The sequence below is a fragment of the Paenibacillus xylanilyticus genome (genome assembly GCF_047246825.1).
GTDB lineage: Bacteria > Bacillota > Bacilli > Paenibacillales > Paenibacillaceae > Paenibacillus > Paenibacillus xylanilyticus_B.
On record NZ_JBFOLB010000002.1, the window covers coordinates 729,792 to 751,642 of the forward strand.

Below are 21,851 nucleotides of genomic sequence, written 5' to 3' on the forward strand. Positions count from 1 at the left end.
TCCCGATTATTGGTATATTATATCGTTTCATGTCTCTATATAGAAGATTAATAGAAAAGCGGCCTTGGTGAATGACAGAATAGTTACAAGCCCGGTTACAATCTGCTTATCTATTTTCCTTTCTCACTTTTCCTGCGGCTGCATTCTCCTGTATAATGAATTGATTTATGCTATTTGACTTCAAGAAGGAGCTACATTCATGACAAGCTTGTTTCGTGCCGGCAGATCCATTGAACTTCTGTTCGTTGTCGGCATCATTGCCATTTCGTTTTCTTCCATTTTCGTGCGTTGGTCCAGTGCAGATGTGGCTGTCATCGCCATGTACCGCCTGTTTCTTACCAATCTGCTGATGCTTCCATTTGTCTGGAAATACCGGCATGAGATGATGCGCTTGAACTTCAGTCAATGGGGATTACTGCTCGCATCCGGTGTGATGCTGGCACTACATTTCCTGCTGTGGATGGGATCGCTCAGGCTTACGAGCGTAGCCAGTTCCACGGTCATTCTCGCACTTGAGCCCATATTGATTCTTGCCGGTTCCGTCTGGCTGTTCAAAGCCAAGATTAACCGCATGATGATTATCGGCATGGGCATCGCCCTGCTTGGTTCCATTGCCATCGGGGCAGGAGACTTCCAGTTGGCCGGAACGGCATTGCAAGGTGATCTACTGTCTTTGCTTGGAACGATTGCGGTAGCGGTCCATATGCTGCTTGGACAATTTCTGCGCTCCGGACTAAGTGCCTTCTCTTATAACTTCTGGGTATTTTTCGTCGCTGCCTGTACGCTGGCGGTATATAATTTGGCCATGGGGCATCCGTTCGGGGGTTATGCAGCGTCGGAGTGGGGGATTTTCCTGCTGCTCGCCATCGTTCCCACGATCTTTGGACACTATCTCTTTAACTGGCTGCTTCAGTATATGAATGCCACAACGGTATCCATGGGCGTGCTCGGTGAACCTGTATTCTCCTCACTTCTGGCCTGGATGCTGCTTGGTGAATCACTCAGTGCGATGCAGATGATTGCCGGCGTTGTCATTATTTTCGGCGTATGGATCTTCATTCGTTATGGCAAAACCAAACCTGGGCCCATTCCCGCTGACGCTCCTGTAGGTGGAACAGGACCTGCCGAACCTACGGCGGTGTAACTTGTATCATCAACAAATAAGCATGGCAAAAGAACGATTGGAGTCTGATACTACAGACTTCAATCGGAACCCAATACTCTTCATAGGGCGGTGTATTTTCATGAAAAACATTGTATCCATGCGCTGGCTGCTCGCCAGAATGTACGAACCGGATGTGGTCATAGCCGACTGCAGATTCCTGCTCGGTCAACCGGATGCAGGAAGACAAGCTTACGAGGCCGGACATATTCCAGGTGCCGTTTATCTCGATCTGGAACAGGATCTGTCCGGTCCCGTGTCTGCTCATGGCGGACGTCACCCGCTTCCTGATCCAGCGGAGCTCGCAAGCCGCCTTTCAAAAGCAGGTATTGGTTCGAATGTACGCGTTGTTGCCTACGATGACCAAGGGGGCATGAATGCTTCTCGGTTATGGTGGCTGCTTCGTTATCTGGGTCATGAACAGGTGTATGTGATGGACGAGGGCTTCTCCGCTTGGCAAAACGCCAAGTTCCCGGTAACCACGGATGTGCCTGTGCGGATTCCTTCCACGTTCGAAGCGAATGTGCAGCCGCATATGCTTGCAAGTGTAAAGGATGTACAGCAAGCATCGACGGACGGATCAACTGTCCTGATCGACTCTCGGGATGCCCGCCGCTTCGCAGGTCTGGAAGAGCCGATTGATGCTAAGGCCGGACATATTCCGGGGGCCGTGAACTATTTTTGGAAAGATGTACTGGATTCAGAGGGGCGCTGGACGAGTGTTTCGGATATGGAGAATCGTTTCAGTAAGCTGGACAAGGATGAAGCAATTATCGTGTACTGCGGTTCTGGTGTCTCCGCCTGCCCGAATGTGATTGCGCTGGAAGAAGCGGGATATCGTAGTGTTAAGCTGTATGCCGGAAGTTGGAGCGACTGGATTAGTTACGAGGAGAATCCGGTGGCGACAGGGGAAGAGTAGCGCCAAGAAGCCTCGTCGGACGTGGGTTTGGGGGTTGTGACAGGTTGCCGAAAAGGTAGTCTGTTGCAGCCCTCTTTGGGCTTTCTTCATTCAACAGCTTGCAACATGAAGTCGGAGAAGGCTGTCGCAGGAACCACGGAGAACGGCGAGTTCTTACGTGCAGTGCAAGAGTCCAGATGCCATTCAGATAGCGTTGACGAACCAAAACTTTTTCCATCTACTACCGAACAGGACATTATAATCATTCCACGAATACTTCCAGTACAGCGAATTTACAAAGCTCAAATTTAAGTCGTTATATCATTCAAACTGTTACATGAGCCATGAAGATTAGATTTGGGTTTGATTATATGTTTGGAAGGAGATCTGGATATGGAATTTATTTGCGAAGATGAAACGCTGGCAGTAACCGTTGTTAAAGCGATTCACACTGGCGATATTCCATCGTTGAAGCGACTGCTTGTCGAGAATCCCGGGTTGGCAAAGGTAAGAATTATCGGAAAAGACAATAACAACGAAGGCGAAAGTTGCAGGATGTCTCGAACACTGTTGCATGTGGTGACCGACTGGCCAGGACACTACCCAAACGGATCGGATACCGTGGGAGTGTTAATCGAGTTCGGTGCAGAGGTGAACGCTCGTTTTACGGGTTCGAACACTGAGACACCGCTTCATTGGGCTGCGAGCTCCGATGACATTCAAGTGCTTGACGCGCTTCTTGATGCTGGCGCCGACATCGAAGCGCCTGGTGCAGTGATCGCCGGTGGTACGCCATTGGACGATGCGGTAGCATTCGCACAATGGTGTGCAGCGCGTAGATTGGTTGAACGTGGAGCGATGATTGCACTCTGGCACGCGGCTGCGCTTGGACAGATGGACGCAATAAAGGCCCATTTCACCGGGAACACGCTTTCCGAGCGATATCCTTGGGGAGCAAGCAGATCTTCTCCTCCGGACAAGGTTACCGTTGCCTTCTGGTGCGCTTGCCACGGAGGACAACTGCAGTCTGCAGCATACCTCCTTGAACAAGGTGCCGAACTGAACTGGATATCCGTCTGGGATGGATTAACACCACTGGACGCAGCAAAACGTAGTTCCGCTGCTGAACTGATTCAGTGGCTTGCCGGTCAAGGAGCCAAATCTGCAAGCGAACTGGGATGATTATTTTGGATTGCAAGTCCTCAAGATTTACTCTTGGGACAACAATCAAGATAAGACAAAAGTAAGTTAAGCTTTATCTGGTCACCGGGGAAGAATAAATGCAAAGAAGCCCACATCCAACGATGCGGGCTTTTCGTCATGCCGTCGATTAATCGAAATGTTTAATCTTCAGGTTGCTGAATACTGCTGTCCCCCCTTCAGCATATAGCGTAATTCCGCGGTCATCCCATTTTGGAAAAATGATATTGGATAACACCAATAGACCATCGTCAACGAAGACCTCGATACTGGTCTTGTCTACCAGGATCTTGAGATGAACCTTGTTCTTCTCGGGAGCAAACTCCGCTTGACTCTCCAAGTCTCGGCCACTCCTGTCAGGATTCCCGGTATAGGTCCGGTTCACATAGACATAGCCGCCTTCAACATTCACGCCTGTATCCACATGCTGGCTCTGGTCACTGGATTCACGAAGCCTTAATCCAACATTATTGATCTTGGTCCACGATATATCGGCCTCAAGCTGATACGAACCTCCTGTCACATGAAGTGCATGAGATCCCTTCACTGTAATCGGTTTAAAGGCAGTCTCCGAGACCACCGCCTGTTCCAGAGACTCAATCGGTCTTGAGATCAGTCGATATTGACCCGTTTTTGATGTAATAAGTTTAATTTCACGAACAATCGAATCCATGCCGTTGTAACCTTCCTGCAGTGTCGGCGTATTGTTGGCATAACTCCAGTTATTCATCCAGGCGAATGCGAAGCGATGATCAGTTTTGTCACTGCTAGCCCCATCTTCAAATGTAACTCCTCCATACCAGTCGAAGCCATAGTCCAGCCATTGTGGTTCATGAAGATCGGGAACAAATTCTTTGCCATTAAAGCTTCCGGTCCAGTAAGCGTAGGTGTTGGGTTGTCCTGATGATCTGCCGTTGGCACTTACGCCGAGCACCCATTTATAGGTTCCGTTATCTGCCCGCATCACAAATAGATCAGGACATTCCACCAATCCCACGTTTTCCGTGAAGAAGCCGCCGGTATATCGCCAATTTTTCAAATCAGCCGATTCGTAGAATCCAATCTTCGTGCCTTCAGCCAAAGCCATAACCCATTTTCGGGATCGGTCATCCCAGATGATCTTAGGGTCTCTGAAATCCTTTTGTCCCGGATTCTTTAACACCGGTCGATCTCCATAAGACTTAAACGTTTTCCCTTGATTGGTGCTGTACCATAAATATTGTTCCTGCTGTCCGTTGCTGGCAGAGGGCTGCGTCATGATCGCCACAATGGCTCCCTTGCCGAAGCCGGCTGTACCTGTCTCATCCACAACCAATGAGCCAGACCATGGATCACCGTTCCGGTTCGTGTATTTGGGGATGGCCACTCCTTCATCCTTCCAATGAACCAGATCGACCGATGTTGCATGCCGCCATTCCGTACCATTGCCCTTGGGGTAATCACCGTTATACAGATAATAATAGTGGTACTTCCCGTCCAGATATATCGGCCTTTGGGGATCATTCTTCCATTTGTCTGGCGTTGTAAAATGAAAGCTAGCTCGCAGGCTCGCGCTAGGAGAGGCTACTCCCCTATCCACTGTTGGCCATGGACTGTTGGTCAGGATCGGAATAACAGTCAAGACGAGCGTGATCACACCACAGACAGCAGACCCTATGACCATTTTCTTTCTGATTTTGTTATTCATAACAGATACCTCGTTTGTAAAAAAAAAGAAAATGCCAATAGATATCGACATTTTCTTTCTTTTAGACTCTCTGTGAAATTTGTTTATTCCACTGTTAATTGTCCTTGTGCCAGAATGCTGTCTTTCACCACAGATGTTTTGGATCCTTTGATATTCACCAAGAAACTTGGTGCGAAGGTAGAATGATGATCTTCAAACATTCCCCGGTTGGTCATATAACTCGTGATCACTACGTTGTTGCCTTGCACCTGCGGAATAGCAAAATGTGCGTAAGTCCAGGTAACATCCTTAGGATCTAGATCTTGATGCAATACAAGTCCAGTACCATTCAATGGCTTGTAAGGTCCTGTCAGAGAATCAGATACATATCCCAACATGTAGATATCTTCAGCATCGACACCATCCACAACCATTTTGGCCCCTCTTGTATCCGTGAACAAATACCATTTTCCATTCAACTTAAAGATATTTGCGCGTTCAATTTCATCGGTTACCGTATTGGATGCAATCAGCGGCTTCATCACTTGTTTTAAGCTATAGTCGTCATTCAGTTCAATGATCCCCAAAGCGCCATTGGCTAAGGAAGCAACCTTTTTATTGGGGCTTTGCAGCAATTTCTCCCTCTCGGCCTGGAAGAACTTCTTGCTTCCTTCGTAGAAGGCCCTGTTATTGAATGCATCCTCGCCCTGGTAGCCCGTTTCTGTTCCCGTATTGGCTTCGAAAACAAGGTATTTGTGACCATTATCTTCCACGTAGTGAGGATCTCTCAATGTATGATTGTCGGAATAATCCCCACCGCTGAAAGCCTGATCCACGGTTTGATACATTTTGCCGTCACCATCAAAGATCGACTTGAAATCTTCAACACCATCCACCTTGAGCGTGTCCTCTGTAAGTTCGGAGACATTGATCTGAGCAGTCGTCAGGGTTTGCTTGCCATAAAACCCGTTGGCCGGGTCCCAGCCTTGACGATTGGTGTAGAACAGACGAATATGGCCATCCGCAGTCAGCGTAGAAGAGCCGGACCATTCCTCTGCCTGTTGATTCAAAATGGGGTCATTCGGAACGTTCTTGTCGGTGTTCTTGAACACTCTGCCTGCATTTTTCCAGGCATCAATGGATGTGTCTCCAGCTTTTTTGTAGAACATATAGATGAATGTGTCCCATCCCCGATCCGGGTCACCCGCCAGACCAAAAACGACTTGATAACCATGATAGTTAGCTACGGTACCATCCGCATTCTGCAGCGGCCAGGTATCCCACACATCCATGTCGATGACGTTACCATTTTCATCATATCCTTTTGCGGAAGGTAGATTTTGGATAGTAGATGCGTCAAACTGAGGAACCTTGAATCGTTCTTTGATTTGTTCCTCAGGGATTTTCAATGCGTCTGTGCGTGTAATATGCGAGATACCATAACTCTCTTTGTAGTCTGAACTTTCTTTTGCAAAAGCCGAAACTCCCCCACTTGCCAATAATGTTGTTGCAAACGTTACTGCTGTCACTCTTCTCATCATCTTCTGGAAATTCATTAGATTAATCCCTCTCTCTTGTCATTTTTTTCCGGAAAACAGAAAAAGACCTAAAAATCGTTAGGGTATGGTGGGTACACCGATCCCAACGGACTTTTAGGTCTTGCCTGCTTACCAGTAACAATCCCGACATATTCAACTGTCGCTAACTATTCTATATGGTCGGATCAAAACTTGGCTATAGATCGAAACTCCCGATTCGAATCAAGGACCAGGGACTCAGTCCTGCCAAACATCAGAATCATTCCGAGGATGGATGAAGTCGATGATCTATCCGGTTGATCTCCATGGCGATCACAACCAGTTGGCTTTCGGTAAAGGCATATCCATAATCCTCTTCAACCATTTCACCGATCTCGCGTGCCTGTGTATATGCTTCGGTAAAATTCATTTTTGCAATCGCTACAAGCTCGGGATTCAGTTCATTGCGGAGTCTTCCTGATTCATCCGTTTGCAGCATATTCTCAAGCTGGGTCAAAAGTCGCTCATAGTTCGCAGACCGTCGATCCAGTACACCGGCAACTTGTCCTACACCTTCCGCGATATCCCTGATCATGGCCGTCTTTTCCGGAGCCTTATGGCGCATGCCCGCATTCTTCCAGGCAGTATGGATATGCATGGCGATATAACCAACCTCATCTTCCGGGATGACCACCTGCAATTTCTCGTAGATCAAACGCTTGGCATGAAGCCCAAGCTGGAACTCTCTTGGATAGAGAATACGAATCTCCTCAAGAAGCGTATTCCGAATTTCGATTCCCTTGCCAATCCGCTCCAAGGCAAACGAGAGATGGTCTGTAAGCGCGATATGGATATGCTCATGAAACGTGACACCCAATGCTTTCTCGGCGAAAGTGATGATCTGCTGGGTGACCGCAATTTCTTCTTCGGGTAGGGTCCCAAGCATTTCCTGAAGGTGGTTGTACTGTTTCGGATCAGTCATTACAAACACTTTTTCAACAAGGCTCGGGTCTACAATATCATTTTTTCCTTTTTGGAAAACAACCCCCGGCCCCATGACAATTTTCTCTTCTCCATGATCGTTAACCACAGCGGCGTTATTGTTGAGTATTTTTTTGATCTTCATGTTAGTCTCCTATGCCTGTTCGTTAAGTTTATCAGCTTCTGGTCGAACAACGCGATCCACACCGAGCAGCAAGGTAACGCTAAAAGCCGTAGCCAGAGCAAGCACAAAACCGATCAGATAATGAACAAGATTCATCAACCCGGGCTGTACGATAAAAGCGATCATCGGTATTCCGGTTAGCCCAAATGAATTGGCCACAACCTGATGAAAAGCGACATATGCCCCTCCGGCGGCTCCTCCTGCAGCAGCACCCAGAAAGGGGCGCCCAAGTTTAAGATTAACACCATAGGTGACTGGCTCGGTGATACCGAACAGCGCCGTGATCGAGGCAGGCAAAGCTATTTTCCTCAATGCTTCGTCCCGGGTTCTGGCATATACTGCAAGCCCGGCACCTGCTTGCGCGATATTCGCCATGGACCAGATCGGAAGCAAGAAATTGAAGCCGATATCCGGATTGGAAATCAGTCCAACTTCGACAGCCTGAATCCCGTGATGAAGACCGGTGATCACTATGGAGCTGTACATCCCTCCAAGCAGAAGGCCAAATAGCAAGCTCCCGTAGTTGAAGACGTATTCCAGAATACTTCCCAGCGAGCGGCCCAGACTCAGAGCAAGGGGTTCAATCACCAGTACCGCAAGGCTGCCCGCGATGCTAAAGCTTAAAAAGGGTACGAGAAGAACAGCTCCGGATGACGGTATCCATCGCCGTAGTCCTTTCTCAATTATCGTAAGCATAAACGCCGCAAGAACGGTTGGGATTATGGCTCCCTGATACCCGAATTGCGGTGATACCGGCAAAACTTGAGCAAAGGCTGGATCTCCACCGATGTCGGTGAACGGAAGAATCCCCGGATGAGTCATGACAATCCCAACAGCGGCACCAAGCGCCGGGGTTCCCCCAAACCGCTTGGCCGTGTTGTATCCGAAAAGAACCGCCATCAGCTGGAACGCTGAGCCCGTCAGCAGTGACAGAATCCGGAACCACATTTGGCCTGGATCATCCCAGCCGAATGCTCCCGCAAGTCCCAAGAGACCCAACAGCAGCCCAGCCCCGACGAAGAGCGGAATAATGGGCACAACGATATCAGAAAAAAATTGGAATGCGTCCACCAACCTGTGTAACAGCCCTCGTGAATGAAGCCCCTTATCATAGGAAGACCCGCTAGCCGTAGACACGGACGGCAGCGGATAGGAATCCGTATGATCTTCTTCGTGTAGCCGTGGTGTGACAGGTCCTTTCGGGCCGTCTTCTTTTGGTATGGACGAAGCAGCTGACTGAAGCATGCCATTCACCTGGCGATTAACCTTCGACACAAGAGCAGGACCAAGGATAATCTGCAATTGTCCAGCACGAACGTACACCCCTTGAATTTCCTGCATACCTTCAAGTCGTTCTTGTTCCACCAGATCGCTGTTCTGCAATCGGAGTCGGAGTCGTGTCGTGCAATGGGTGCTTTCGATAATATTGTCCGTTCCTCCAGACCATTCAATAAGTTGCGTGGCCAATGCCCTTGCTGAACTACGTCCCTTTATGACACTCCGGTCATCCTGCTGCATGGATGCTCCTCCCTGTTACTTCGCATTAGACGGACCTCGAAGGATCGACGATCTAGCATTGAAAGTTGAGCTTTTTCAAAAATAACAATTCCGTCATTTATGGCAATATTACTATTGTGACCACTTCACTTTCCAAAATCAATGGTCAGTAAATACCACTACTCTGAGGACAATGGCTCATCTTGGCTTTGCATTCAGTTCTAGCAGATCCCCACGACGAATTCGAAGTGTATGCCGGAAGCTGGAGCGACTGCATCAGTTATGGAAAAATCCGGCTTACGAGTCCTGACCCGCCCTGGAGGCTGCATCGGGCACAGCTCCCGAATAAGAGCAAACGTGATCCAGGTCATTTTCTGTTTCAAACCGACAGGTTTCCGGCTGCATTCTGATACTTACAGATATACCTGATATATTCTTTCGCGCTTTGGTTAATTTCTTCATCGGTGACCTGGAATGATGCACCGAAGACTGCAAAATGCGGTAATGCTACTGCACCTACATGATTAATGCTGGCTTTGAAAGGAGCAATTACTTCATCTACAGTAAAGGACACTGAACCTTCCCTCTTGTAATTTTCTTTTTTATCCCCGATGGACATGGCTATGCCCAGCTTTTTACCATGCAGTTTATTGCCTTTTGACCCATACGCCCATCCGTAAGTAAAAACATCATCAAACCACTTTTTGAGCAAAGGCGGATAGCTGTACCAATATAACGGAAACTGCAGGATGATATGATCATATGCTTCCAAAAGCTTCTGTTCTCTGGAAACATCAATGTTCCAATCAGGATACGCTTTATAAATCTCATGGATTGTAATACCGTTCGAGTGTTGCAGCAGTTCCTCTCTCCAGCGCTGATTTACTCTTGAAACCTCAATATTTGGATGTGCCAGAATGACGAGTGTTTTCATTATTAACATTCCTTTCGTGGTTCAGGGTCAGACTTCTTTTTCGAATATGGTCATTATCATATAAGCCTGAATAAAAGAAAATACACACCATAAAGTAAGATGGTTACCTCAAAGTGTGTATGGACTTGATCAGCAATGTTGTGAGAAAATAACTATTTATACCACATCTTCAGGATGTAACATGAACGAGGTGAACTGTCATGAAACAATATAATCTGGGGATTGAAGCAACACTCGAAATCATTGGCGGCAAATGGAAGGCGTTAATCATATGTCTATTAATGTCAGGCGTGAAAAGGACAGGCGAGTTACAACGCAGTATTAACGGCATTTCGCAAAAGGTCCTGATCCAGCAATTACGCGAGCTTGAGAGAGACGGCCTTGTCAGAAGACATGTGTATCAACAGATGCCGCCAAAAGTCGAATACAGCCTTACGGAATATGGAGTTACTGCCAACAAGATTGTGGATGTGATGTGTGCATGGGGACGGGAAAATATAGCATTAAGACAGCAGCAGGGAGAAGAAATTGTCCTATTGGAAAATAAAGAACCCGCTTTTTGAGCTGATATACCCATGGACTTGACACTTTGAAAAGAAGGAGCAGTTAAATTGAAAAACTATCTCGTATTTGGTGCCAGTAAAGGATTAGGAGATGCGTTTGTCAGGGGGCTGCCTGAGCAGGGCGATAAAGTCTGGGTAGTGTCTCGCAGCCGACCTGACAGTTTGAACCTAAGCGATGGCGTAGAACGCATATGGATACAGGCAGATCTGTCTGATCTCCATGCGGCCCAAGTGGTCAGTGACGCGCTTCAGAACGAAACACTGGATGTTCTCATTTACAATGTAGGCATTTGGGAAAAGGAAGGGTTTGAGGATCATTACACGTTTGATCAGGACACTCCTGCTGATATCTCTAATCTGATTCATGTAAATATAACGTCGGCTATTGTATGCATTCAGGCCCTTCTGCCCCACCTCCGGCAATCAACAGCCGGCAAAATCATTCTGATCGGCTCGACTGCGGGTCTGAATAATTCGAATAACACTCAGGTTTCATTTGTAGCTTCCAAATTTGCCATTCGAGGAATTACGGAGGCCTTGAGGGAGCATACGCGACACGATGGCATTGCCGTTACATGCATCAACCCCGGGGAGCTAGCAGCTGCAATCCCTTATGAAGAGGGAAGTGAACGTGCACTTGCTGAATATAATGGCACACGTATCCCCCTTCAGGATATGGTTTCCATCGTAAAATGCATTGTCAGCCTGTCCAAAGCAGCCTGCGTAAAAGAAATTAATATTCCGGCAATAACAGATTTAAACGCATAATTGCAGTTCCGCTCCAATTATGAAGAACCCTCATATACTCAAGGAAAAAGGAGATTACTTTAATATCACTAAAAGCCCGCTATTAACGCGGGCTTTTACCTTTTCACTATGGATTAAAGTGCTAATTTGCTTCCAAGGATGAAGATCGGCAAGTCTATACGACATTTAATCTCTTAGCTGCGTTTCACCGCCCCTGTATACAGTCCGAGTCCGGTGCTGACAAATCACTTCGAAGCTGTCACCCGTTCCACCAGCGCCCGCAATGAATAATCAGAGGTCGAACACAGCAGTATGCTTCCGGCTGTCTGTGGCAGTGCTTTGTCATCATAGGGATTGCGCAGCACCAGATTCAACAATGGCTTAACCGCAGTCAGTGCTTCAGCCAGAGCCAGTTGACCTGTGAACAGATGGGCATTGAGGGTGCCCTGGATCACGACATCCGAAGCAGCAGCCTGCTGCACCAATAATGCGATCTCCTCCGCATCAGGCTTCATTGCGCAGCAGCGCGTCTCCACAGCCAAGCCTGCATCCTTCAACAAGGATGCCAGCTTGATCTCGGCTGCACCGCTGTTATCTGCCCGGGTTAGCTGCTCCTGCTGCGGCAGTATCAGCAAATATTTCAGTGAAGAGTTCAGCGGAAGCAGGCCTTGCGGGTCCCGACTAACTTTCACGGTTTTACGTGCCAACTTCAGTGCCTGCTCCTCCCACTGCTCCCTGAGAATGGGCTTTGCTGCCGCTTGATACTGTTGGAATTTACCGTATAGTTGCTTGATACGCAGAACAGACTCGTCGATCCGTGCCTCGTTGATGCGCCCATCCTGTACGGCGGCCAGAATACCCGCGATTACCCTGCTTTGATACTCCGGCGTATGACACATCAGGATCATATCGTTCCCCGCCTGAACAGCCAGTACGCCTACTTCATCCGGACTGAAATGATTGCGGATAGCCCCCATTTCAATATCATCGGTGCAGATTACGCCTTCAAATCCCAGCTTGTTCCGCAGCAGTTCCGAGGCAAAATACGGACTGAGTGAAGCTGGAAGTCCACCGGATTCCGGGATGTTTGGAAACACCAGATGCCCCATCATGATTGAATCCGCTCCAGCTTCAATTGCTTCCACAAAGGGGAGCAAAGGACCTTCCATTAACTGCTCAAGCGTTAGATCACATTCTGGCAGAACGATATGAGAATCTCCGCTCACTTGCCCGTGACCTGGAAAGTGCTTTGCCGTCACGGCCACACCTGCTTCATGCATCCCCTGAATGTAGGAGCGACCGAATTGGGCTACTAGCTGCGGGTCCTCTCCGAAGGAGCGAACACCCACGACCGGATTATCTATATTCGTGTTCACATCCAGTACAGGTGCCCAGTTCATCGGAATACCGAGAGAATGCAGCTGACTGCCGATGAATTTACCGAGTAAATAGGCGGTTTCCGACTCTTCACTTAATCCAACTGCCCGGTTTCCCGGGATATAGGGGAAGAAGGTTTTGAATTTGGAAAGGGTGCCTCCCTCTTCATCTACCGAAACGTAATAAGGTAGCGGGCCTCCATGATCTCCGGCTATGTTCTGTACCTCTGTGAGTAGCGCAAGCGTCTGCTGCTCACTCTCGACATTGTGGGGAAAGATGCCTATTCCGCCAAACCGCTGCTGCGCCATTCTCCCCCGAAATTCCGGCTCGGCGCAGATAGATGGCGTACCAATCACACACATCATGGCTATTTTATCTTCCAGACTCATCGTCTTCGGTTCAGATTCCGCATAGGTCGCATCCAGCCCCAACTCATGATAGAGTGTACGCTCCAGATAATCATGCAGATAGAACCGCGATTTCAAAAAATGCTCTGCCATATCTGACGGCTGATAACGCTCCAACGCAGCCTTCATGCGGGGAAGAACCTTCTCGCGTCCACGGCGGTTTCTCGTGTAGTTATTCTGAAGCGAGCGCCACTCTGCATCATCTCCAGGATACAGCTCCCAGCGGTAGGCATACTTGTGGATCGCTCGCGAACGATCTGTCGCCACCTCATAATCATGCATAATCGCAATCAGTTCCGCTTCTTCCTTATGCTCGCGCACCTCGTCCAGGAGCTTCCAGATCACCTCGTAATAATCCTCCAGTCGATAATTGCCGAGCCGATTATGTCCGGTAACCGGATCAATGCCATGGAAGCGTTCCAGGAATCGGTCGATGAAGGTTGAGGCATCCGCCTTGCGGTTCCAAGCCAGATCCGCATGCAGCAGCATGGGGTACCAAGTGGTTTCGAAAATACCATAAGGCACTCCGAGGCTGAAAGGCCCCGTCCAGTTGGTGGCAACAATGCAGTCAAGATCCAGCTTGCCTGCCGTCTCTGCCCACTGAATCAAGTTGTCCGTCCGGTTGGGCAGCACCGGATAATTCTGATGCTCCGCCCAGTCAAAGCTGCGGACGGCCGGAGCTCCCATGACATCAATGCCCAGCGACCTGAATTTATCCGCATGGGAAGTAACCTCCACTTCGATATTACGCCCGTTGTAGATCCAGATCATGGCCGCACTCCGCCGATCCAGTTTGGCCAGTTCCTCTGGCGAACATTTATCCAGCATGTCATGCCAGAAAATCGGCTGTTTCCCCCGCTCTGCCGTAAATGCAATCAGACGGTTCAAAAAGGCGATAAAGGCTCGTTCCCGCACACCTCCAAACTCGATTTTGCAGCGTTCGCATTCGCATAAGCTGTAGACCTCGTCACAGCCAAGATGGATATAGCGCGAGTCCGGATGCGCATCGATCATCTCTCCGAGCAGCGTGGTAATCAGTCCAAACGATTCCGGGTGGGACGGGCAGATCTCCCCGGTGGAATGTTCTGTCTCACGGAGGTGCCGCCAAGCTTCGTGGCGTAATACATATTCCAGATGTCCGAAGCTCTGCTGAAGCGGAATAATCTCCATAAAATGCTCATGGGCATTACGCTTCAGTTCTTCCAGCTGCGAACGACTTAACGCATGCTTCGAATGCGCGAACTCGGGGTACGCCTGGAACGGAAATTTATCCTCATATTCAATCAGAACCGCGTTTGTCTTATAACGGGCAAATTCCGCCAAATATGCTGTCAGCAGTTCCGGCTTCGAGAACGTCTGGCGCAAATCCAAATTCATTGCCCGCACAGCCGTATCCGGCCAATCTGTTATGGACACCGCCGGGATGTCTCCATCCGATCCACGCAGTTGTACCAAAGTCTGCAATCCGTAAAACAAACCCTCCGCATCCTGGGCGCAGACCTCAGCTCTTATGGCTGATACCTTCAACCTGTACCCTTGTGGGTGTCCGGTAAGGCTCAGGTCTGTCTGGCCCTCTTCGGTAAATGAACTGAAATCAGAGATGTCCAGGCTCTTCTTTTGCGCTCCCAAGACTTCATGTACTGCATGGGCGCCATGGACCTCATGGTCTCCCTGCTGAATTTCCTGCCCTGAAAGACGTTCTACAATAAGCAAATAACCTTTATCTATCCTTGAGCATGTATACTCCATCCCCGGAAATGCGCGGCGGCAATGGATTTCCAGTCTCGATTCATCCTGCTCCATGTAAAGACTCAGTCTTGTCTCGCCATCCAATCGCAAGGGACCTCCCTCAATCGCTGCAATCTGCTTCGGTTGTGGTATCAAGCTCTGCATCGCTCTCCTCCTATTCGTTGCTCCGTGGACTCAACCGGCCATTCTTCCAGCATTGCATCATACTCAACTTCCCACCGTTCATGGTGAAACTAACCAGATCCGCAGGTGCTCCCGCCTTAAGCCCTGCTGCCTGTTCAAGCCCAAGCAGCCCGGCAGGATTCACTGAAGCGCAATCCCAGGCATCGGCAAGGCCGACCAGTCTCGCTTCCACGAGATAGCCTACCTGTTCCGGCAGCATCATCGCCGAGCCTGCCAGCAGCTGCGGCTGTCCGGCAAGGTGCAGCCGACCTTCCGCGGTTAGCACTACATCTCCGCCAATGTGCAGTCGATAGGACCCTGGTGGCATGCCGCTCAGTGAGACAGCATCGCTGACCAGAACAGCACGGTTCCTCTTCATTCGGAGAATCACGGCCAGCACGGACGGCGGGAGATGATGGCCGTCCGCGATCATACAGCCATATAGTTCATCTGCCGCGAGCTGTTCCCACAGGTAGTTGGGATGCCGCGGAAGTGTCAGGTGCGTGCCATTGCCCAGATGCGTGGACATGACGGCTCCTGCAGCGACCGCTTCCCTGATCTGCTCGGGCGTTGCTGCCGTATGACCAATCGAGACAAGGATGCCGGATTCGCAGCACCGGGCGATAAATGTAGTCGCATTCGGCCACTCCGGGGAGAGAGTAATGATGCGAATCAATCCTCCTGCCGCTTCCTGCCAGCGGCTGAAGGCCTCCCAATCCGGGGGAACAATGTATTGCCGCGGATGCGCGCCGCGCGGGCCATCCTCCGGTGAGAGAAATGGGCCTTCCAGATGAATACCAGCAATCCCCCCGCTCGCATCCGGGTTCAGCCGAACAGCTTCCGCAATAGCGGAAGCTGCCTCAGCCAGCCGGTCGGAACTGTTTGTAATCAACGTCGGACAATAGCTTGTAACTCCCTGTTTTTGCAGCATCCGCGTCAGCTTCAATACCGTATCGGGATTCAGCGGAGCTGTATTCAGATCCAGCCCCCAGCCGCCGTTCACCTGCAAATCGACCAGACCGGGAGCAAGCCAGGGGAGATGTTCCGTGGAAGGTGTCACGTCAAGCTCGGTAACGGTAGCAATGCGCTCTTCTCTGAATCTCACCTCAATGGGCAGTCCCGTCCGGTAGTGTCTCCCAACAATCGGCGCGCTCACAGGCCGAAGGCTTCCCGGTCCGTAAACATCGTAATTTTGGGATGTGTACGGAGGATGGTAGCTGGACATGCTGTACTGACCGGATCATATAATGCTGCTGCAAGCGCACTCCGCTTGGACATCCCTGGCACGATCCCGAACAGTTTGCTGCCTGCCATCAACGCCGGTACAGTCAGGGTCAACGCCTCTTCAGGCACGTCATCCAGCCGGGCAAAGCAGCCATCGTTTACCTGCTGATGGCGGCAGGCATCATCCAGCTTCACTGCTTTCACAAGCAGCGGATCTTCGAAATCGGCTACAGGCGGATCATTGAAGGCAATATGACCATTTTCTCCGATCCCGAGACAGACGATATCTATAGGATCCACACGTAACAGCTCTCCATATCTCTGACATTCCTGCTCCACATCGCCCAATCCGTCGATCAGCTCCACCCGCCCAGGCTGGACCCGGCTGAACAGCCGTTCTGTCAAATATTGTCCGAACCGCTGGGGGGCCGTATCCGGCAGACCAATGTATTCATCCATATGAAAGGCACACACCCGCGACCAGTCGATGCCTTGCTCCATCACAAGCCCCTCATACAATTCATTCTGCGAAGGTGCTGCAGCGAATACCATGCGGACCCGGCGCCCTGAATCCTGAAGCAGCTGTCTTAACTCAGCTCCAACCGCAGCAGCTGCAGCTGCCCCCATCTGATCCCGGTCGGCATAAACCTGTACAGACATGCGCTCTACGACTCGCGACTCCAACGGTTTTATCATGCCATTTACGTTAATACTCCTCATCCTCCTCCAAACAGCTTGTTGCCCGATGCTTCAATTTCCGGCATTTTGCATCAGCAGTGTCGTATGCGGAGAATCATGCTCTCTCGCATGGTAATAACCGTTATAACGGATTCTTCGTGGTTCAAAACCAACCTGCCTTTCCGGTATCACCGTCTCCGAAGCTAGCGTTACACTTCCGTCCGCTCCGGTGATTCCGCTGGTGTACCGTCCCGCAGCATAAGTGAATCTTCCCTCCACTTTCGCCCCTTCCAGAACCTCGCCCGTAGCGTAATCTCTAACCTTCATGTTGACGGATACTCCGGAACCGCTATAAGCCAGATTCATGTCCGAGACAATCATGGGTTTCAGTATAGTACTTCCAGTGGTCGCCGACACTTCATCGGTAAGTGGTCCGATGTTGCCATGCAAATCGCGGGCCGCAATCCGATAATAGTACGTTGTATCCGGCAGCAGTCCCTTGTCTTGGTAATTCAGGCCGCGGGCGAGTCCGACCACTTCCGAAGCGGCAGGTGTGAAACCCTGAACGGTACTCCGATAAATCACATAGCGCTCCACTTCCATGTTATCTGAAGCTATTCCATATTTCAGTTGTACAGTCTGATAATCAGTCGCCTCAACGAATGGCACTCCTGCAAGGGCAGAAGGGGCCTCCTGATCATCCGGAGCTGTCCAAAATACACCGCCCGGTCCCCAGTAAGAAGGCAGGGCCCGATAGGAATCATAGTGATGGACGGCAATGCCGCCGAAAGCGCTGCTCTGCCCGTAAGCTGTGTATACCTTATCCAGCTCGGATTCCATATGAGTGCGGCCTTCCTCCCAAAAAGTGATCGTCTCCGGATCGCCGCTATTCGCGATATCCAGCGTTTCCACACCAATCACTACGGAATTCGGCTTGCCGATCTGGTCGGCGTAAGCCAATTCTCCGGCAGCCCCGGCAATTATGCCGGGAGAGCCATCCGCTGTATCCCGGTAATCCATGATGGAGATATAGTCGGAGATATCTTGAACATGCTCGGACAGCCACTTGGTGGTGCCGTTCCACACAATATTCGCCCCTTGCTCCGAAGTGTCATACCACTTGGGCACAGCTGGGCCGAATGGCAGCCGGATCCCCGCAACATCGCGGCGATCAATCATCTTTTGCAGAACATCCAGGTATTCCTTCTGCAGGTATCGGCTTGGATCTCTAAAGTCGGGGGAAATATACGGCTCAATATCCACATTGATGCCGTCGAATTTCTCCGTATCCGCCGCAGCAAGATTGTAATTAATAACCTTCTCCATTTCCTGCACCGCATGGCTGTGATATTTCTCGTATGCACCCATATAGGCCGGAGAAGTGCCGCCAGCAATTAATGCATGTACCTGCAGATTTTTGCTGTGAGCCCAGCTTATGAACGAGCGCAGCTCCACCTCCTGCTCTTCCAGCGCATTGTATCCGGCATAACTGCCCACTGCGAGATAAAGCGTCCGGATCGGCTCTTGGCCGAATGTCTGTGTGTCCGTGATGAAAGACTCCAGCACCTGGCGTGAGCCGGGGTTAAGAAGCAGCTTGTAGCTTTCCGGTTCCCAGATCCACATGGCCCGGTCCTGGCCGGGCAAAGACACTGCTGGTTCATGCGTCCCGTTTCCAACCTGTGCATACACCGTTGAACTATAACCATACCGTTCCGGTGCATTGGTCGCTCTGGCCTCCAAGCTGACCGTCCGATCGCCAAGTCCCGTCGTGTCCCAGGTGTATACATACGCAGAACCTTGCTGAACAGCCTCCTCCCAAGGTCCCCGGTTCACCCGTATCTCGACCAGCGTGATTGGAATTGGGGAGCTGGCCTGGACCGAAACCTCCACCTGACCGCTAAGCGACACACCTTCGGATGGACTTATAATCGTTACATCAGGGACAGCACCTGCCGGGTTATTCACTGTAAGGATGGCGGGCACACCCCATACCCCGTAGCGAGAGGTCGTATCAAGCCCACGAACCACCAGTTCGACAGTCCCGTTATATCCCGAGGTATCCAGCATATAAGACCAAGTGCCACTGTCATCCCCGTCCGGATCATCCATCAGCACTTCGTACTGAGCCGTTCCGTTCACATACAACCGAATGTCGTACAGGTCGGTGTAACTGCCTCCGATCTCTATCATCCCTCCGTCCGACACATATCCACCCCCAGGTGCGTCCAGCGAGATTGAACCGGCTGCTCCTGCCTTACCAGGAAAGGGTATTCCAATCGATACCATACATATCAACAGAACCATGGCTAGCCTGAATCCGGAGTACACACGCAGATGCTGCTTTTTCATAAGCGAAGCCTCCTTTTGCCATTCTGTACTAATGGTCTAGGATTGCTGTGCCGTACATTCGCTCTATTTTGCGCTCAACTGAATATTCAGAACACGGTCATACGCTTCCTTATAGGTGCTCAGCAGCTGATCTACGCCAAGATTGTTAATTTCCTCTACATACTTCTCCCAATCCGCCAGACTTCGAGAGCCAGTCACGAATTTGGCAAAGCTCTCATCGCGGTGCTTTTTGATCGCCTGCCCGGTAATGGATATAATTTCATTTTCCGCCTCTGTAAACGCAGGTCTTGGCTGCATGGAAGAAGGATCATACTTCACTGCTTCTTCATAAGCATGCTTCAGATCATCCGAGAACAGCGACAAATGGGCATTAAAATCAATCCAGGTATAGGTGCCGCTGGTCTGAAGTCCCGTCTGCTTGCGCATTTCAATGACATCGTTATACTCCGGCTTGAACTTGATCGCATCTCCTTCCTTTACGTAGGTCTCGCCCTCTATGCCCCAACTGCTGAGCGTACGCCCTTCCTCGGAATAGAAAAAGTCCATGTACTTCACGACATCGTCAATGTTCTTGGAGGTGGAAGCTACCGTCAACCCGCCTTCCATATAATGAAAATACGGATTCAGCTGTTTGCCGCCGGAAATGCCGGCCGGAGGTGCCATGAACTGCATGTCGTACTCAGGGTTCTCCTGCTGCATAGCATTGTTAAAGAAATCAATCCGGCTGATATAATCGATGGTCACGAATGATTTGCCTGTAGAGACCATATCCTGCCACTGCTTGGTTTGCAGAGATAAAAAGTCGGGCGGAACCAATCCTTCGTCATAGAAACTTTTCCACATCCCCACCATCGTTTTATAGTTGTCTTCGGTCGGTCCATAACGCCATTCTTTCTGGTCAAAATCATAGTAGGCACCCTCACCGGTTCCGTAGTTCACCGTCATATTCGCATTCATCTCATCCGGGATCTGCCCGTATCGGATGGAGAGAGGGTAACTGTCCGGGTATTTCTCTTTCAGCGTCTTCAGGGCCGCATGCAGCTCTTCGTAGGTCGTAGGAACCTGAATGCCTTCCTTGTCGAACACATCCTTGCGGTACATCCAGATCATGCGGTTCGTCTCGCCGAACCCCTGATTGGGGAACATATACATCTTGCCATCGGCGGAGAGTGCGGCCTTCGCTTCCTCTGGATATTGTTTCATCCATGCTTGAAGATTCGGCATGTTGTTCATGTGCTCCATTAAATCCACCAGCGCACCCTGCTGTCCAAACTTATTGGATTCCTTGCGGTTGGGCATATACATCAGATCAGGCAGCGTTTTGGAGGCAATCGCCAGATTCAAGCTCTCTTCCAGCTTGCCGGAAGGCGTCTGTACTTCAAGCGTGACGCCGGTCTTTTCCTTCAGCCAGTTCCAAATGGGCCAGCTCTTGGAATAAGGGAACGTGGCATTGTTATCCAGCAGCGCCGTAAAAGTCTTTCCCGTTCCCTTGGAGTTATCCGTTACGCCGCCCTCCCCCTGCGCATCCGTCTGCGAGCCGGAACCGCTGCCACCTCCACTGCACCCCGCTATCATTGTTACTGCAACCAGCAGGGGAAGTATTACCGATTTCCATTTGCGCATAAGCTTCTCTCCCTTAATTCCGAATTTACGTTGAATTGCTTTGTTTTCCAAATCTAGCCTTTGACCGCTCCGACCATGGCACCCTTAACGAAATACTTCTGTACAAACGGATAGATGACCAGAATCGGCAGGGTGGAGACCATGATGGTCGCATATTTGAGCGATTCCTCCACCACCAGGTTATCTCCACCAATGGACGTTACGTCGCCTGAGCTTGCCGTGCCGGCAAGCACCAGATTACGCAGCAGTACCTGCAGCGGGAACAAATCGGGAGACCTTAGATAGAGCAGCGGGAAAATAAAGTTATTCCACATGCCCACGGCATAGAACAAGGCTATGGTGGCGAAGGACGCCTTGGACAGCGGAACGACAATCCGAATGAAGATGCCGATATCATTCAGGCCGTCCATACGGCCCGATTCCTCCAGCTCTTTGGGGATGCCTGAGAAAAACGTGCGCATCAGAATCAGGTTCCAGGTGCTGACTGCCCCTGGAAGAACCATTCCCCAGATGGTGTCCACCAGATTCAGGGAACGGACCACCAGGAAGGTTGGAATCATCCCCCCGCTGAAGAACATCGTAATGACAATCAGCACGGTGAAGCTATTGCGCAGTGCCATGTCTTTTCTGGACAACGCGTAGGCTCCCGTCGAGGTGACCACCAGCGAGATCAGTGTGCCAAGCACAGTGTAAAGGATCGTATTCCGGTAAGCCGTCCAGATCTGCGGATCTCCCAGCACCAGTTTATACATGCTCAGATTGAAGCCCTTGGGCCAGAAGGAAATATTGTTTTGAATGACGTTCACGTTGCTGCTGAGGGAGACGGCCAGCATATGAAGGAAAGGATAGAGTGTGACCACCACAACCAGCAGCAGGATCAGGGATGCCACAACGTTAAACCAGGAAAATTGGAATGATCTCACGCCACACCTC

Annotated in this window: 16 protein-coding genes; 5 read left to right on the forward strand and 11 right to left on the reverse strand. The window is 50.2% G+C overall.

Features of this window, described 5'->3' with window-relative positions; genetic code table 11:
- Positions 1-199 precede the first annotated feature (199 nt).
- The 3 genes from AB3N00_RS18025 (at position 200) to AB3N00_RS18035 (ending at position 3,242) form a co-directional block, all read left to right on the forward strand.
- Entirely contained in the window at positions 200-1,144 is a 945-nt protein-coding gene (locus AB3N00_RS18025) for a DMT family transporter (RefSeq protein ID WP_413035795.1), read from the forward strand.
- Positions 1,145-1,244: 100 nt separating this feature from the next.
- Positions 1,245-2,081, forward strand: a complete 837-nt coding sequence (locus AB3N00_RS18030) for a sulfurtransferase (protein WP_413035796.1) — start codon at positions 1,245-1,247, stop codon at positions 2,079-2,081.
- Positions 2,082-2,453: 372 nt separating this feature from the next.
- A complete protein-coding gene (locus AB3N00_RS18035) occupies positions 2,454-3,242 on the forward strand; it encodes an ankyrin repeat domain-containing protein (RefSeq protein ID WP_413035797.1) in 789 nt (262 codons plus the stop codon).
- Positions 3,243-3,390: 148 nt separating this feature from the next.
- Here AB3N00_RS18035 and AB3N00_RS18040 read toward each other — a convergent pair whose 3' ends face one another.
- The 5 genes from AB3N00_RS18040 to AB3N00_RS18060 form a co-directional block, all read right to left on the reverse strand.
- Positions 3,391-4,923: a glycoside hydrolase family 32 protein gene (locus AB3N00_RS18040; protein ID WP_413036071.1), complete on the reverse strand. Its 1,533-nt coding sequence runs from the start codon at positions 4,921-4,923 to the stop codon at positions 3,391-3,393.
- 107 nt (positions 4,924-5,030) lie between these two features.
- On the reverse strand, positions 5,031-6,482 hold the full coding sequence (locus AB3N00_RS18045; protein WP_413035798.1) for a glycoside hydrolase family 68 protein: 1,452 nt from the start codon (positions 6,480-6,482) through the stop codon (positions 5,031-5,033).
- Between the two features lie 241 nt (positions 6,483-6,723).
- The gene (locus AB3N00_RS18050; protein ID WP_413035799.1) at positions 6,724-7,569 is read right to left on the reverse strand and encodes a PRD domain-containing protein; all 846 of its coding nucleotides are present in this window, start codon (positions 7,567-7,569) and stop codon (positions 6,724-6,726) included.
- A gap of 9 nt (positions 7,570-7,578) precedes the next feature.
- Entirely contained in the window at positions 7,579-9,126 is a 1,548-nt protein-coding gene (locus tag AB3N00_RS18055; RefSeq protein ID WP_413035800.1) for a PTS transporter subunit EIIC, read from the reverse strand.
- A gap of 358 nt (positions 9,127-9,484) precedes the next feature.
- Positions 9,485-10,039, reverse strand: coding sequence for an NAD(P)H-dependent oxidoreductase (locus tag AB3N00_RS18060; protein ID WP_413035801.1), 555 nt, complete (start codon positions 10,037-10,039; stop codon positions 9,485-9,487).
- Between the two features lie 200 nt (positions 10,040-10,239).
- Here AB3N00_RS18060 and AB3N00_RS18065 point away from each other — a divergent pair, with 200 nt between their 5' ends.
- Both AB3N00_RS18065 and AB3N00_RS18070 read left to right on the forward strand, forming a co-directional pair.
- Positions 10,240-10,602 (forward strand): winged helix-turn-helix transcriptional regulator, encoded by a 363-nt coding sequence (locus AB3N00_RS18065; protein ID WP_413035802.1) that lies wholly within the window; start codon positions 10,240-10,242, stop codon positions 10,600-10,602.
- Between the two features lie 48 nt (positions 10,603-10,650).
- Entirely contained in the window at positions 10,651-11,370 is a 720-nt protein-coding gene (locus tag AB3N00_RS18070) for an SDR family NAD(P)-dependent oxidoreductase (RefSeq protein ID WP_413035803.1), read from the forward strand.
- Between the two features lie 224 nt (positions 11,371-11,594).
- Here the strand turns inward: AB3N00_RS18070 and AB3N00_RS18075 are convergent, their stop codons facing one another.
- From AB3N00_RS18075 to AB3N00_RS18100, 6 genes are all read right to left on the reverse strand, one after another.
- Entirely contained in the window at positions 11,595-15,026 is a 3,432-nt protein-coding gene (locus AB3N00_RS18075; RefSeq protein WP_413035804.1) for a glycoside hydrolase family 3 N-terminal domain-containing protein, read from the reverse strand.
- A 10-nt stretch (positions 15,027-15,036) separates the two neighbouring features.
- Complete coding sequence (locus AB3N00_RS18080; RefSeq protein WP_413035805.1) at positions 15,037-16,200, reverse strand: N-acetylglucosamine-6-phosphate deacetylase; 1,164 nt, start codon at positions 16,198-16,200, stop codon at positions 15,037-15,039.
- On the reverse strand, positions 16,197-16,964 hold the full coding sequence (locus AB3N00_RS18085) for a glucosamine-6-phosphate deaminase (protein ID WP_413035806.1): 768 nt from the start codon (positions 16,962-16,964) through the stop codon (positions 16,197-16,199). The genes AB3N00_RS18080 and AB3N00_RS18085 overlap by 4 nt, the downstream gene beginning before the upstream one ends.
- 54 nt (positions 16,965-17,018) lie before the next feature.
- Entirely contained in the window at positions 17,019-19,295 is a 2,277-nt protein-coding gene (locus AB3N00_RS18090) for an Ig-like domain-containing protein (protein ID WP_413035807.1), read from the reverse strand.
- 63 nt (positions 19,296-19,358) lie between these two features.
- On the reverse strand, positions 19,359-20,918 hold the full coding sequence (locus AB3N00_RS18095; protein ID WP_413035808.1) for an extracellular solute-binding protein: 1,560 nt from the start codon (positions 20,916-20,918) through the stop codon (positions 19,359-19,361).
- Positions 20,919-20,971: 53 nt separating this feature from the next.
- Positions 20,972-21,841: a carbohydrate ABC transporter permease gene (locus AB3N00_RS18100; RefSeq protein WP_336762211.1), complete on the reverse strand. Its 870-nt coding sequence runs from the start codon at positions 21,839-21,841 to the stop codon at positions 20,972-20,974.
- Positions 21,842-21,851 lie beyond the last annotated feature (10 nt).